Here is a 14,637-nt window from a genome sequence, read left to right as displayed (position 1 = left end):
ATATTACTACTGCATTAATGGAACGCTCAATGTCCGATATAAGTGGTGTTGATAAGAATATTTGGAGCGAAATTATTCTTTCATACGTTAAATTTTCAAATATAAAGTTTGATATAAACGAACCAGATATATTTTTGTTATCTGAAGCTGACTATAGCTGGGCTAAAGAAATCTATTATAGTTTGCTTGAGTGCAGAAATCAGCAAGATGTTAAATACACCGTATTATGTTGCTTGTTACTTAAAGCATTTTTGGTGAAACAAGATAAGAAAATCAAAAATAAACTAGAAGTTATATTGCAGTATTCATTAGATGTATTGAATGTTTATTTAGAATCTGATAAATCTATTGAAAAAACTTTTCAGAAAATAAAAGGGTACTCTAAAAAAACTGTTGAGCGCATTTTAAATACAGTTTGGGATATTTACCATGTAAGATTAATAGAACAATCTTTTTTTAAGATAATAGTAATAAGGAAGAGATATTTTTATCATATTTCAGTTCAAGAGATGATGCTTTTAATGAGTTATCTAAAATAAATCAAATAAAGATTTTTGTAATTAATGATGGAAGACCGCTTGCAATTCGAGATATAGGTATAAAAGATATTTGTAACGACGAATTTTACAATGAGCTTTCATTCTTCATTTTTATTGCTATTTTTGAGCATTCTTCTCTGTTTTGATTTATTAGCCATATCGATCCTACAAATATAGACATCCCAAACATCTTTAAAATAAAACTTGTCAAAAATGTATATCCTTCAATTTCAATACCTAGCATAATTGTGGCTATTATGATTCCTATAAAACAGCTAAGAAATATAAAATCAAAAATACACCTCCTCTAAAAACATCCTACTAAAACATTGAAAAGAACCCCTAACCAGGAGTTCTTTTCTCTATTCAATATTTTCTTAATGGGATATTTCCAATAAAGTTTTTTAGTGAAATTTTATAATGTTGTTCAATGTCACGTCCAAGGCTTTCATGTAATACCTTCATTTGTTCAATTATATAATTAAGATCGAAGACATTATATAACTGTTGAGTTTCCCAAATAGTGGTGAGTCGAGCCTTATTATCAAATGGTATTACTGAAATAATGGGGTCGTCTTCCTCATACTCCATTGTGTAATATCTATACTCTGTAACTCTGTTTTTTTTCTTTATCTTTTTAATCCAGTCGTGCAAAGATGCATAAAATTCTAATAAGGCGATATTTTCTTCAAAATATACTTCGCCATTTATAACTATTTTAAACTCTCCCTCTACTCTTAGAGCTGTTGACGGATCTTTCTTCATGTTCTTTGGAATATCTTTCTCATCAGATGTGAACATATAATCAAATTCTACTTGATTGGATAAGCTGTCCATATTTTACCATCCCAACCTATAACTATTTTTATTTTTGTCTCACCTTTTGTTCCGATCTTCTTTTTCAGATTTGCAGTGATGACAAAGGATAGTTTTTTATTATTGTTTATAGTAAACGAAACATTTTTAGATTGTAAGGCTTCTTTTATCCATTTATTCACTGTGCTCTTGCTTTTGGTATCAAATTTTCTGTATCTACCTTTTGCATTACTAAGATGTTTGTTGCTAACAGAAAACTTAGAAACTTTTTTTATACCTTGTTTAATTACCTGTTTTTTAAAAGTTTTTATTATTAGCTTCTTTCCGTATTTTTTAATAGCATATTGAATACCAAACCTAGAAACAATTCCAACTATTATTGCTGGAACAATTGATGACTGAGCTTCTATGGTGCTAACTTTATACTCTTTTCCTGTGTCATCATCCACAAAGGTTGCTGTAAAATCATTTCCTTCAATCTCTTCAATTAACACGTTGAATTTGTTAGTTTCTTTTTCCCCATTTTCTAACTCTGTAATACCATCAACTGTGATTTCACCTGTCTCATGATTAATTTTCATGTCAGTTTGGACATTCATACTCTCAGCTTCAAGCTGAGTAGATACATTAACTTCATCTGGGCTTTCCTTAACTTCCATTAACATATCTTGTTCTAGCTCTATCCCCAATTCTTTTTCAACATTCACTTCATATTCTTTACTAGCATTCTCTTCTATTCTTAAAGCATCAGAATCAATTTCGCCTGATTTTGCACTTGCAAATTCAGGAACAACTCCACACAAAAACAATGTTAACACAAGAATTTTTATTAAAACCTTCTTCAATCTAATTCTCTCCCTTGTTACAAATAATCATCCCATTGCCATACTCTCTGTCATAACCTAGCTTTCCAAGATCAACTGTATTTTTCTTGAGTGTTTGATGAACATTCTCTTTAGATTTGTATTTTTTAGAATACAAACAGCCTATAGCACCTGTTGCAAACGCAGTTGCAAAGGATGTACCTTTAACCTTCGTATATCCTCCGTGTATATCAGTTGTTTTAATATTTACTCCAGGCGCAGAAAAGTCAATTTTTCCTTTTGCTGAAATTGGATCAATTTTTAGTTTTTCGTTAAGTGAGGATATCGATAAGACGCCATCATATTTCGCAGGGTATTCAACAGTTAGACCTAATGTATTTCCAGAAGCAGCTGTAATTGTTATATTGTTATCTAGAGCACTTTTTATAACATTTCGTAATTCATCGTAGTCTTTTCCAAATCCGAAACTTATATTAATTATGTCTACCTTTTGCTCAATACACCATTTAATCCCTTTGACAACATCTTCAACTTTTCCTTTGCCATTTTTATTTAGTACCTTGACATCATAAATAATGGCATTCTGTGAAATACCTTTTATTTCTTCACCAGTTGCAGCGATTATTCCGGCAATTGCTGTACCATGACCATACTCATCTTCGATAGATTTTTTTGGTTTAATAGCATTGTACTCATAAAAAGTTAAATCTTTAAACTCTTTATGCGACTTATTAATACCGCTATCAAGGATAGCAATTTTGACATAATTCTTATGATTATTAGGTTTTTCATGACCTATAACTTTATATCCCCATAGCAGGTCTTTTTCCTTCTCTGTCTTGTATGATTTACTATTATCCTCAGAAACATCGCCAGATAGTCCCCAACATAATACAATTGCAAGAATCACTAGGCACGAAACAAATAGTAATAAGGCTTTTGACTTTTTCATTCAAGCTTCCTTCTCACATGCAGTATTTAGAATTAATACAGAATATACCTCCCTTCCCTTTTTATGAAATACAAGAATATATTAACCTGTATTTATTTTGATGTAAATGTTATTTAAGAGAATATATCCTTATATATTCAAAATTTCCCATGCGTATACTACTGTAAATATGCCAGTTCTTCTTCTTGACTCGTTTACTTAATAATTATCTATGATTTTTTTGATTTAAAATGTTTTGCCACCGCTATGACCTGATAACACAATGAGTTTATTCATTACTTGCTGTAACCTCACTCCAATTCCACATGTCCAACGTTCTCCAAAATTGAAAGCGAAACAAGTAAACGTAAAAATAATGTCACTAAAATAGATTTTGAAAATGAAAAATCTAAATTAATCAGTGAAATTGAAAATGAACAAAAATTATTTTTTGGAATATGAATTATTCCAACTAAAACAGATTAAAGAATAGGCTATTTTTATTTGAATCTTGCTGGAATTGTAAGTAAATTAGAAGGGTTACCATGTAAAGAAATCTCTAGTCATAAACTTGACTAGAGATTTCTTACTGGGTAATTGTGCAATTTTAATTCATTCACTTTAACGCTTCTGTTTAAAAATCATTCAGTTTATTTGAAATCCCTCTTCAAAATCGAATACATAAACACATCATCAAACCCATTCTGACCAAGATCATACTCCCGCAATAAACCCTCTCTTACAAAATCAAAGTTCTCCAATAATTGAACAGAGGACGTATTTGCTGGATCAATAATCGCTTCAATCCGGTTCAGATTCATATCCTGAAACCCATATCGTAACACCGCAGCGATTGCCTCACTCATGATGCCTTTTCTCCAATGATCGTGGTGTAATTCATAGCCAATTTCGGTACGGTAGTGCTGTTTTTCTAGATTGAGAAAGCCGCAGCTGCCGATAATAGCAGGATCATCTTTTAAAGAAATGCCCCATCGGATGCCTGTTTGTTCTTTGAAGATATTGTCATACCACTTGATTTCTCCTTTTGTGTCTTCGATGGTTTCATGTGCATCAATGCCCATGTAGTGGCACACGGTTTCATTGGATAAATAGATGTGCATATCCTTAGCATCTGCGATCGTTGCTTGTTTTAAGATCAGTCTTTCGGTATGAATTGTTGGAAATGATTGTGGAAATACCAATTTATGTCTAGTCATATTTGTCTCCTATTGTTTATTTTGTTTAAATTATACCTGTACAGGTCGAATTTGTGGAATGCTTTGGTATAATATGAAATTATCATCGTGGGAATCATTTACATGCGAATTATACTAAAGAGGAAGAGGATAAGAGAAATGGGCATTTTTCTAATCATGATTTGTATCGTGATGATCACCGTATCTTTAGTGATTTATTTATTTAAAAAGGGAGTCATTCGTTCTAAGGTGTTAGTGATAGTAGGTTCTGTGTTAGGAGGAACCGCACTATTTGTTTGGGTGACAATGTTTTTTTATTTTCACTCTGTATCTTTAACAGATGAATCGCTAGGTCATTTTAAGATCGGTCAAAAATTTGATGGAGATCATACTTTTGTGGAGAGTCCTCAATTCTCTAATCCTAAACAGATGGTCTATATGGAAAAGGGAAATCAAAATTTTTTAGTATCAGTTGATCAACATCATCGAGTTATATCTATTTACAATCAATCAAAACAAAAAAATCTTCAAACATCTAAGGGAGTTAAAATTGGAGAAGATTATTCATCTGTGATACAAACATACGGAGATCAATTCAAGAAGCTCTGGTTTGTTGAAGGTTATAGCAAAGGTATACAATATCAAGATCAATCTAATGGCATCATTCTGGAGTTCTTTTTCAATGACAATACTTTAGCACTCATTGAACTTCGCAGTAAACGGAATTAATAGTAGAAAGTAAAAATGAGCACTTCTATTGAAATGCTCGTTTTTATGTTGTTCCATAACATGCCTTACAATAAAAAACCCCTTCATTTCTCAGCCAAGCCTTCACCTCTGTCATTCCTTTTCTCTTTGGATAGACCAGCTTGACGTACACTTCTTCGTTTCCTTCTATTTTTTTCTGACAGCTAGCACACGTGGGTTCTTCGAATCGAAACAATCGACATACTCCTTTTTGTAGATATTTCTTCCATTATATCAAATATCCAACTTATTCTTTCGACTCCATTATTCACTTTTTCTGTTTTTATCCGACATATGCTAAGTAAAAGAAATGTCCGTTTGTTGAAACCGTTTGAGAGAAAGCTTGCTCTAACAGGTGTAGGAGGTGTGAGTGAGATGAAGCATGTGCGTCTAATTAAAAAAGCACAAAAAGGGAATGTCCCGGCATCAAAAGCTAGTCGATAAATAAGAGAGCGAACATGGTTATCCATGTTCGCTTTTTGTCTGTTGATGGACCAGTCGATTACGATGGAACGAGTACCGAATCAACATGAATGCAACAAAACTGGCTAAACCGCCAATCCAGCTTAAGTTCGTGACATTTGTATATTGTATAATCACACCGCCGATTGACGATCCGAGCATCATGCCGATATTCATAATCGCTGTATTAAAACTCAGCACGGTTTCTGATGCTTGGGGTTTTAGAGAGATGAGGTAAAACTGCTTCGCTGGAGTTGTCGTCCATGTAGCGATGCCCCATATGGCTAGTGTGATCAAGACACTAATTGTAGAGAATTGCGTAAAAAATAAGGCAAAGAGAGCGAACATCTGGATCATGATGCTGATCGAGATGGTTTGGTTTGGCCCCCATTGATCAACGGCGAAGCCGCCAAAGCGTGAGCCTATAAAAGCAGCAATTCCTAATATAAGTAAGGAAATACTTGTCATTTCAAGAGAAAAGCCTGCGGTCTGTCGTAATAAAGGAGAGATATAAGCGAATACCATTGTGTAGCCTAAGATCCAAAAGACGGTCGTGGCTAAGCCGCTGATCACCCTGCGGTCTTGAAGGATGTGTAATTGCTGCTTCAATGGCAGATGTGAATGTCCCTCCATTCGTGGCAGTAATTGATAAAGCAGGACCAAGAGACAAGCAGTACCTAGCGCAATGATGAGAAAAATATAGTGCCAATCCACATGACCTGATAGAAATGTGCCAATAGGAACACCAAGTACGAGTGAAACGGTAAAACCAGTAATGACCGTCGCCATCGCGCTTCCTTTTTTTTCTGGAGGGGCGATCTGCGCTGCATAATTCGTGGCGACCACAATATATAAGCCGCCGCTCATGGCCATGATGACTCGAGATAGCAGGAGCAGCACAAAGTGATGGCTAAAAAAGGCGACCACATTGCCTAAAATAAACACAAAAATAGCCGATAACAGAACCTTTTTTCGGTTCAATTTCGATGTTGCCATGACTAAAAAGAGAGCGCCTACTGCATAAAATAGAGAGTAAACGGTGATAAGCTGCCCGGCAGCAGGAATGGAGATGTGTAAATCAACTGCAATTATATCTAGAATGCCAGACACGACGAATTCTGAAGTGCCTGTGACAAATGAACCGACAGCTAAAAGAATAATCAATAGCTGATGAGATGTGTTTTTCATTTTTGAACCCTTCCTTCATTTTGATACGTTGTATTTAGTTTAAATTCCGTGCTAACATAAGTAAAATTGATGTTTTTCATGAAGGGGATGAGTGAATACTCATGAGCTTTGTTCGCTTTGATATTATCGCAAAAGTGGTGGAGCTTGGCAGTTTTACCGCAGCAGCTGAAGCATTAAATATGACGCAGTCCGCCGTGAGTCATGCAGTGGCAAGTTTAGAAACGGAGTGGGGTGTGTCTTTATTCATTCGCGACCGAAAAAAGGGCATTATGCTGACGGACATCGGTCAAACTCTTCTCCCGCATATTAGAGAAGTGTTAAATAGGATGGAGAAGATCCAGCAAGAAATTGCGTTAACGAAAAATATTGAAACAGGCTTGATTCGTATCGGTACATTTGCCAGTGCATCTGCTTGTTTATTGCCTAAGCTGCTTGTAAGCTATCAGAAAAAGCATCCGAAAATCGAATTTAAATTTTATGAGGGGACGTATGAAGAAATATTGGAGTGGCTGGATTCTGGCATTATTGATGTTGGATTTGTTGTGAAAGGCCATGCGGATGAAGCCTTCGACTTGCTGCCGCTGATCAAAGATGAGATGGTGGTCGCTTATCATCCTCATCATCGATTCCACCAGCAGCCCATTGTAGACATAACAGATTTGGCGGATGAACCTTTTATTATGCCGACTGGCATGTATCAATCACATGTAGAGGATATTTTTTCTGAGGCCCAATTGAAGCCGGCTACTTTATTTGAAGTACATGATTGTACGACTATTGCTCGTATGGTCGGGGAAGGGCTTGGTGTCACGATAGGCCCTGAGTTGTTTTTAAAAACGCAGCAGCTTGTGCACATTCGTCAGCTGAATGTGTCTCATCATCGTGAGGTTGCGCTCGCCTGTCCTTCTCTCTCCCAAGCTTCTCCGGCAGTGAAAGAGTTTTTCCATGTGGCCGAAACGGTTTTTGTAAAAGAGAAGGATTTAGAGAAGGGTGTATAAAGAACTAGATGTGGTTTTCCAAATTCGTGTAATAAGACGAATGAAGCGGACATTTCTTTGAAAATTGTTCGCTTTTCGTATTGTGTTTTAAAAATGAAGTTGGTACAATAGACACAGAAATCAAATAGATAGAAGTCGTATAATCGCGGGGATATGGCCCGCAAGTTTCTACCAAGCTACCGTAAATGGCTTGACTACGTCAATTCACACTCGTTTGATATAAATCATGCATTGTTCTTGTTTTATGTCACGGTCTGAATTCACACTTGTAGTCAAGCGTCCCAAAACTGTTGGGGCGTTTTTTATTTGACTTGTGAATGGGACAGACTAAAGCAAAAGGACATGAAGGGAGTCAGTTGGCTTTGAAACAGTTTTTTCAGTTTGATGAGTTAGGAACGAATTACCGCAGAGAAATCATCGGTGGTTTAACCACATTTTTGTCGATGGCTTACATTTTGTTTGTCAATCCGATCACACTTGCTTTAGTGTCCGTACCGGATTTTCCAGATAAATTACGAATTGATCAGGGCGCTGTCTTTACAGCGACGGCGTTAGCCTCTGCCGCAGGGTGTATTCTGATGGGGTTGATTGCCAGGTATCCGATTGCGATTGCACCAGGTATGGGTTTGAATGCCTTCTTCGCCTTCTCGGTTGTTCTTGGCATGGGCATCACATGGGAAGCAGCACTTTCTGGTGTGTTTGTTTCAGGATTGATCTTTGTTGCCCTTTCTTTAACAGGTTTCCGTGAAAAAATCATCAATGCCATTCCGGCTGAGCTGAAGCTGGCGGTTGGTGCGGGTATTGGTTTGTTCATTACGTTTGTCGGTCTGCAAGGCTCTGGCATTATCGCCAATAATAATAATACGCTCGTTTCGATTGGAAACATTCACAGTGGCCCTGTCTTATTAACGGTGTTTGGTATCGTTGTGACTGTCATTTTAATGGTTCTTCGAGTGAATGCAGGTGTCTTCATCGGGATGCTTGTGACAGCTATTGCAGGAATGATCGTTGGTCTTGTACCAGTACCGACGCAAATTGTGGGAAGTATTCCAAGCTTATCTCCAACCTTTGGCCAAGCCTTGATTCATTTACCAGAAATTTTCTCAATTCAAATGCTTGTCGTGATTTTAACGTTCTTATTCGTTGGGTTCTTTGATACAGCAGGAACGCTTGTGGCTGTTGCAACCCAAGCTGGTTTAATGAAAAATAATGAGCTGCCGCGTGCAGGAAGAGCACTTCTGGCGGATTCATCTTCAATCGTTGTAGGTTCTGTCCTTGGAACATCGACGACAACGTCTTATGTTGAATCCAGCTCAGGTGTAGCTGCTGGTGCGCGTTCTGGATTTGCAGCTGTCGTGACAGGTATTTTCTTCTTGCTTGCGATGTTCTTCTCGCCGCTATTATCCATCGTTACATCGAATGTGACAGCACCTGCTTTAATCATTGTCGGTGCACTGATGGTCGCTCCGCTTGCGAAGATTGCCTGGGATCGTTTTGAAATTGCAGTACCAGCCTTCTTAACGATGATTATGATGCCACTCACATACAGTATTGCAACAGGGATTGCGGTTGGCTTTATTTTCTACCCGATTACGATGATCTTTAAAGGGAAAGCCAAAGAAGTACATCCGATTATGTACGGATTGTTTGTGATCTTTATTCTTTACTTTGCTTTCTTAAATCATTAATTGTGCAATCAAAACAGCAGCTCATGGAAGCTGCTGTTTTTTTGTTTTGTCTAATTTTCTTGCCATTTTAAAACCTCTGCTGCCTTTTATCCGTCTATTCGTATGAACGTCAAGGCATCTTGACTGAACAGAGAGACTCCGCTACTTTAAGAGGAGTCATCCGAACAGGTCATTCGTATGAGCCTGTAAGGATTGTGCTGGATAGGAGTTGATATGAGATGTTAGAAAAAGATCAAGAGCAAAGTACATCAGACTTAAAAAATGAAGAGCCATCAATAGATCAAGAAACGAGGCAATCCCGCCTCAGCAGAAGCGCCGCAAAACGTGGAAGAACCTCGAAAGCAAAAGCAGCAGCGGCTGATGAGCGTTCTGCCATTCAGCGTATGCTGCAAGGTGTAGGAGGCGCGTTTAAGCGCTATGGCTCATATGGACTTGCGATGTTAAAATCACCGAGTCGAGCAATAAATCAAGCGGAAACATTACGGATGAAGTATGCCTGGATCTCGATTGTGTTATTCAGCGTGTTTTTTGCTTTAGGCAACTATGTTCAATTAAAGGCGTCAAAGACCCGTTTATTAGGCTTTGGCATTCATTACTCTTTTGGTGACGCCTTTTTGAGGGTAGCGGTCTTTACACTCATCCTGTTGACATTGATGATGCTTACCGTCTGGTTACTCGGAAAGTACATGCTAAAAGGAAACATATCACTGAAAGAAGTGATCAAGAAGTTTGGCGCTGCGCTTGTGCCGGTTTTAGTTTTATCCATCCTTTGGCTTGTATTTGCCATGCTGAATATTCCATATGTGACCGTCATATTATCCGTGATGATGTTTGTCGGCCTTCAGTTGATTGCGGTCGTACTCTTTCGCTCGATTCAATCGGAGCATGATGCCGAACGTGGAGATTTGATGTATGCGGGCTGGGTCTTTTTATTGGTTGAGCTTGTCATCATCGCGCTGCTCTGGAGCATTGTCGGAGAGTATTTGATTCCATCACTTGTTCCTGTTCGATTTGGATAAACACACTGAAAGCCTCCTTTTTTGAAAAAGGAGGCTTTCATGTTGAGAAGAGGAAAAAACGGGTAAACTCTTGGTAACAAAGACCACCTTTGTTGTCGAAAGATATATGTGTTTTTCTCGCGCAAATTTGATTGTATCAAGGTATGTTCTCTAGTAGAATATGGGGTGCTTTATTTGATTTTTAGTGCAGGGGGTTCGAATCGTGCTTCAACAACTTTTATCCAATGCGTTCACCATGGTTTTGATCATTTTAGTGATTAATATTGTCTATGTTTCTTTTTCCACTATGCGTTTGATTTTAACAATGAAAGGCAGACGGTACGCAGCTGCTTTTGCTGGTACGATTGAAATGCTTATTTATGTCATTGGGTTAAGTATCGTACTTGATAACTTAGATCAGATACAAAATGTCATTGCGTATGCGCTAGGTTATGGGATGGGAATCATTGTCGGGATGAAAATTGAAGAGAAGCTGGCACTTGGCTACACAACTGTTAACGTGATCACAAAAGAATTGGATGTCGATCTCCCAAGACAATTGAGAGAAAAAGGATATGGTGTCACCAGCTGGGTAGCAGGCGGTCTTGAAGGAGACCGGACAGCATTGCAAATTTTAACACCGAGAAAATATGAACTGCAATTATATGAAACGATTAAAACGCTGGATTCAAAGGCGTTTATCATTTCGTATGAGCCCAAATCGATTCACGGCGGCTTCTGGGTGAAGGCTGTGAAGAAAAGGAGAATTAAAGAATGACCGCAAAACCAAAGAAGAAGAAATTCTATGTGGAAGACAACATGACGATCGATCAAGTGTTGTCCCAGATGGCAGCGGAAGGCTACTCGCCTGTCCGACGAATGGAGGAGCCCATTTTTCAGGAAAAGAAGGAAAATGGGTCGATTCAGATCATTCCGATTGGGAAAAAAATCGTATTTGAAGGAAAAATAGTCTAAATCCGAACATTAAAACGACGACTTCATAGATTGTTCGATAAATCCGTTGACATCATGAACATCCGTTGTTAAGATAAACATGAAATCAAAACACGAGCCTCATATAATCTTGGGAATATGGCCCATAAGTTTCTACCCAGTTACCGTAAATGACTGGACTATGCAGGATAGTGAACAAAACTGACATGGCGTTTCAAAAGCGAACAGCGCTTACCATGGCCCGGTTTGTGTTGCTTCCTAACAATGCAATGCAAATCGGGCCTTTTTGTTCGGCGTTTGACAAGCTGCTTAGGTTTGGGAAGCGTGTCAAACGATACAAAATCGAATATCAGCTTAAAGGTGGGGACAAAATGAAGCCGCTTGTAGGTGTCATCATGGGAAGTACATCTGATTGGGAAACAATGAAACATGCGTGCGATATCTTAGAGGAATTAGACATTCCGTATGAAAAACAGGTGGTATCCGCACATCGGACACCTGACTTGATGTTTGAATATGCGACAGAAGCAAGAGGTAAAGGACTAAAAGTCATCATTGCCGGTGCTGGAGGCGCAGCACATTTACCGGGGATGGTCGCAGCAAAAACGACACTGCCGGTCATTGGTGTGCCCGTACAATCAAAAGCACTAAATGGGCTGGATTCCTTATTATCCATCGTTCAAATGCCAGGCGGTGTACCGGTTGCTACAGTGGCGATTGGCAAAGCCGGTGCAACAAATGCAGGGCTTCTTGCCGCGCAAATGATTTCAGCATTTGATGAAACAATCGCTGCTCGCCTTGAAGAAAGAAGAGAGCAAACAAAACAGACTGTACTAGAAAGCAGTGATCAGCTTGGCTAAGCAGACCATTTTTCCAAACGCAACCATCGGTATTATCGGCGGAGGACAGCTTGGCAGATATATGGCCGTCAGCGCAAAACAAATGGGATACCGGGCAGCTGTGTTAGATCCAGTCGCACAATCTCCTTGTGGACAGGTTGCTGATACAGAAATCACAGGTGCATATAGTGACCTCGAAGCGATTCGACAGCTGGCAGAAATCAGCGATGTCGTGACATATGAATTTGAAAATATTGATTATGATGCACTTAATCAATTGAAGGAAGAAGCCAATTTACCGCAAGGAAGTGAACTTCTTCTTTTAACTCAAAATCGTGAAACGGAGAAAAAAGGGATTGTAGACGCAGGCTGTGAAGTCGCGCCTTATCGCATCATTCATGATGAAAAAGAGCTGGAAGACGCAGTGGCCGTGCTTGGTTTGCCAGCCGTTCTGAAAACGTGCAGAGGCGGCTACGACGGAAAAGGGCAGTATGTGATCAAGGAAAAAGGACAGCTTCACGAAGCATCTGAATTGCTCACACATGGAACTTGTATTTTAGAAAGCTGGGTCCCATTTCAAATGGAGCTCTCGGTGATCGTCACTCGTTCTATTCATGGGGAGATTGCGGTATTCCCAGTCGCTGAGAACATTCATAAGCATAACATTTTGTTCCAAAGCATTGTGCCTGCAAGGGTAGAGGAACGTATTCAGGAGAAGGCAAAAGAGCTGGCAACGACACTGGCTGAAAAGCTGGGGCTAGTCGGTACACTTGCTGTAGAACTGTTCCTGACAAACGAGGGAGAGCTGCTCGTCAATGAACTGGCGCCTCGCCCGCATAATTCTGGTCATTATACGCTCGATTTATGTGAGACGAGTCAGTTTGAACAGCACGTTCGCGCGATATGTGGTTTGCCGCTTGGCGGTACAGCCCTTTTCTCAGAGGGCATGATGGTGAACTTATTAGGCGATGAAGTGGACATCCCAACAGAGCATCCTGAGCTTCTCAAAGAAGCGAAGCTTTATCTATATGGAAAGCATGAAGTAAAAGCCGGCCGCAAAATGGGGCATATGACATTTATGAAACAGCTTGATGATGAATGGATGACAAACATCACAAAGATATGGACTGAAAGAGATGGAGGAAACGGGAAATGATCGAACGTTACGCACGACCAGAAATGTCAGCAATCTGGACAGAGGAAAACAAATTTAATGCATGGCTTGAAGTAGAAATTCTCGCTTGTGAAGCTTGGGCAGAGCTTGGTGTCATTCCGAAAGAAGACGTTGTGACTATGCGTAAGAATGCAAGCTTTGATATTGATCGTATTCTAGAGATTGAACAAGACACGCGCCATGACGTGGTTGCCTTTACGCGTGCTGTATCTGAATCTCTAGGAGAAGAAAGAAAGTGGGTTCATTACGGGTTAACATCTACAGACGTAGTGGATACGGCGCTTTCATATCTATTAAAACAGGCGAACGATATCTTGCTCAAGGACATTGAGAGATTTGTTGACATCCTAAAAGAAAAAGCAAAAGAGCACAAATATACCGTCATGATGGGCCGTACACACGGTGTACACGCTGAACCGACAACATTTGGCCTGAAGCTTGGTCTGTGGTACGAAGAAATGAAGCGTAACCTAGAACGTTTTAAACAAGCAAAAGCTGGCATCGAATACGGCAAAATTTCTGGTGCTGTTGGCACATATGCGAACATCGACCCGTTTGTTGAGCAATATGTATGTGAGAAGCTTGGCATCAAAGCTGCACCAATTTCAACCCAAACCTTGCAGCGTGATCGTCATGCAGATTACATGGCTACTCTTGCACTCGTCGCAACAAGCATTGAGAAATTTGCTGTTGAAATTCGTGGACTTCAAAAGAGTGAAACACGTGAAGTAGAAGAGTTCTTCGCAAAAGGACAAAAAGGATCATCAGCGATGCCGCATAAACGGAACCCAATCGGCTCTGAAAACATGACGGGAATTGCCCGCGTCATCCGTGGATATATGCTGACAGCTTATGAAAATGTACCGCTTTGGCATGAGCGTGATATTTCTCATTCCTCTGCTGAGCGCATCATTTTACCAGATGCAACGATTGCACTGAACTATATGCTGAACCGTTTCTCAAACATCGTGAAGAACTTGACGGTCTTCCCTGAGAACATGAAACGCAACATGGACCGCACACTTGGCTTGATTTACTCACAGCGCGTTCTTCTTGCATTAATCGATACAGGCATGGCACGTGAAGAGGCATATGATACGGTTCAGCCAAAGGCAATGGAAGCGTGGGAAAAGCAAGTGCCATTCCGTTCATTAGTAGAAGCGGAGGAAAAAATCACATCACGCTTAACACCTGAACAAATCGCTGACTGCTTCGATTACAACTATCACTTGAAAAATGTCGATATGATTTTCGAACGTCTAGGTCTTGTGTAAGAAATGGGC

16 protein-coding genes and 2 riboswitches are annotated in these 14,637 nt (G+C 39.3%); of the genes, 10 read left to right on the top strand and 6 right to left on the bottom strand.

Features of this window, described 5'->3' with window-relative positions; genetic code table 11:
- Window positions 1-29 precede the first annotated feature (29 nt).
- A complete protein-coding gene (locus C6Y06_RS16265) occupies window positions 30-539 on the top strand; it encodes a hypothetical protein (RefSeq protein ID WP_095286047.1) in 510 nt (169 codons plus the stop codon).
- Window positions 540-905: 366 nt separating this feature from the next.
- On the opposite strand, the gene C6Y06_RS16260 is transcribed toward C6Y06_RS16265, so the two are convergent.
- The 4 genes from C6Y06_RS16260 to C6Y06_RS16245 all read right to left on the bottom strand — a co-directional run bounded on the left by C6Y06_RS16260 (window position 906) and on the right by C6Y06_RS16245 (window position 4,327).
- Window positions 906-1,376, bottom strand: a complete 471-nt coding sequence (locus C6Y06_RS16260; protein WP_095286046.1) for a DUF7878 domain-containing protein — start codon at window positions 1,374-1,376, stop codon at window positions 906-908.
- The gene (locus C6Y06_RS16255; RefSeq protein ID WP_095286045.1) at window positions 1,352-2,200 is read right to left on the bottom strand and encodes an SAR2788 family putative toxin; all 849 of its coding nucleotides are present in this window, start codon (window positions 2,198-2,200) and stop codon (window positions 1,352-1,354) included. The genes C6Y06_RS16260 and C6Y06_RS16255 overlap by 25 nt, the downstream gene beginning before the upstream one ends.
- 1 nt (window position 2,201) lies before the next feature.
- Window positions 2,202-3,131 (bottom strand): S8 family peptidase, encoded by a 930-nt coding sequence (locus C6Y06_RS16250; protein ID WP_106037224.1) that lies wholly within the window; start codon window positions 3,129-3,131, stop codon window positions 2,202-2,204.
- A gap of 629 nt (window positions 3,132-3,760) precedes the next feature.
- Window positions 3,761-4,327: a GNAT family N-acetyltransferase gene (locus C6Y06_RS16245; RefSeq protein WP_106037223.1), complete on the bottom strand. Its 567-nt coding sequence runs from the start codon at window positions 4,325-4,327 to the stop codon at window positions 3,761-3,763.
- A gap of 138 nt (window positions 4,328-4,465) precedes the next feature.
- Between C6Y06_RS16245 and C6Y06_RS16240 the strand changes: the two genes are divergently transcribed.
- On the top strand, window positions 4,466-5,035 hold the full coding sequence (locus C6Y06_RS16240) for a hypothetical protein (protein ID WP_106037222.1): 570 nt from the start codon (window positions 4,466-4,468) through the stop codon (window positions 5,033-5,035).
- 43 nt (window positions 5,036-5,078) lie between these two features.
- Here the strand turns inward: C6Y06_RS16240 and C6Y06_RS16235 are convergent, their stop codons facing one another.
- Both C6Y06_RS16235 and C6Y06_RS16225 read right to left on the bottom strand, forming a co-directional pair.
- Window positions 5,079-5,249, bottom strand: coding sequence for a Fe3+ hydroxamate ABC transporter substrate-binding protein (locus C6Y06_RS16235; protein ID WP_106037221.1), 171 nt, complete (start codon window positions 5,247-5,249; stop codon window positions 5,079-5,081).
- Between the two features lie 266 nt (window positions 5,250-5,515).
- Window positions 5,516-6,703, bottom strand: a complete 1,188-nt coding sequence (locus C6Y06_RS16225; protein ID WP_106037220.1) for an MFS transporter — start codon at window positions 6,701-6,703, stop codon at window positions 5,516-5,518.
- Between the two features lie 101 nt (window positions 6,704-6,804).
- On the opposite strand from C6Y06_RS16225, the gene C6Y06_RS16220 reads away from it, so the two are divergent.
- The 8 genes from C6Y06_RS16220 to purB all read left to right on the top strand — a co-directional run bounded on the left by C6Y06_RS16220 (window position 6,805) and on the right by purB (window position 14,628).
- Window positions 6,805-7,701: a LysR family transcriptional regulator gene (locus C6Y06_RS16220; RefSeq protein ID WP_034664796.1), complete on the top strand. Its 897-nt coding sequence runs from the start codon at window positions 6,805-6,807 to the stop codon at window positions 7,699-7,701.
- Between the two features lie 115 nt (window positions 7,702-7,816).
- Window positions 7,817-7,918: riboswitch (purine riboswitch) on the top strand.
- A 145-nt stretch (window positions 7,919-8,063) separates the two neighbouring features.
- Complete coding sequence (locus C6Y06_RS16215) at window positions 8,064-9,389, top strand: NCS2 family permease (protein WP_106037247.1); 1,326 nt, start codon at window positions 8,064-8,066, stop codon at window positions 9,387-9,389.
- A gap of 218 nt (window positions 9,390-9,607) precedes the next feature.
- On the top strand, window positions 9,608-10,408 hold the full coding sequence (locus C6Y06_RS16210) for a hypothetical protein (RefSeq protein WP_066031228.1): 801 nt from the start codon (window positions 9,608-9,610) through the stop codon (window positions 10,406-10,408).
- Window positions 10,409-10,610: 202 nt separating this feature from the next.
- A complete protein-coding gene (locus tag C6Y06_RS16205; protein WP_024424505.1) occupies window positions 10,611-11,165 on the top strand; it encodes a DUF2179 domain-containing protein in 555 nt (184 codons plus the stop codon).
- Window positions 11,162-11,362: an NETI motif-containing protein gene (locus C6Y06_RS16200; RefSeq protein ID WP_012009137.1), complete on the top strand. Its 201-nt coding sequence runs from the start codon at window positions 11,162-11,164 to the stop codon at window positions 11,360-11,362. Before C6Y06_RS16205 ends, C6Y06_RS16200 begins: the two co-directional genes overlap by 4 nt.
- A 79-nt stretch (window positions 11,363-11,441) precedes the next feature.
- Window positions 11,442-11,543: riboswitch (purine riboswitch) on the top strand.
- Window positions 11,544-11,712: 169 nt separating this feature from the next.
- Window positions 11,713-12,201: a 5-(carboxyamino)imidazole ribonucleotide mutase gene (purE, locus tag C6Y06_RS16195; protein ID WP_044141605.1), complete on the top strand. Its 489-nt coding sequence runs from the start codon at window positions 11,713-11,715 to the stop codon at window positions 12,199-12,201.
- Window positions 12,194-13,336, top strand: coding sequence for a 5-(carboxyamino)imidazole ribonucleotide synthase (gene purK, locus C6Y06_RS16190; RefSeq protein ID WP_060595677.1), 1,143 nt, complete (start codon window positions 12,194-12,196; stop codon window positions 13,334-13,336). Before purE ends, purK begins: the two co-directional genes overlap by 8 nt.
- Window positions 13,333-14,628, top strand: a complete 1,296-nt coding sequence (purB, locus tag C6Y06_RS16185) for an adenylosuccinate lyase (RefSeq protein WP_060595678.1) — start codon at window positions 13,333-13,335, stop codon at window positions 14,626-14,628. Before purK ends, purB begins: the two co-directional genes overlap by 4 nt.
- The last annotated feature ends 9 nt before the right edge of the window (window positions 14,629-14,637 follow it).

Origin of the sequence: Bacillus sp. MZGC1 (genome assembly GCF_002998605.1) — a bacterium.
Taxonomy (GTDB): domain Bacteria; phylum Bacillota; class Bacilli; order Bacillales; family Bacillaceae; genus Bacillus.
The sequence above is the reverse complement of the archived record's forward strand: the minus strand, read 5'-3'. Positions and strand labels throughout refer to the sequence as shown.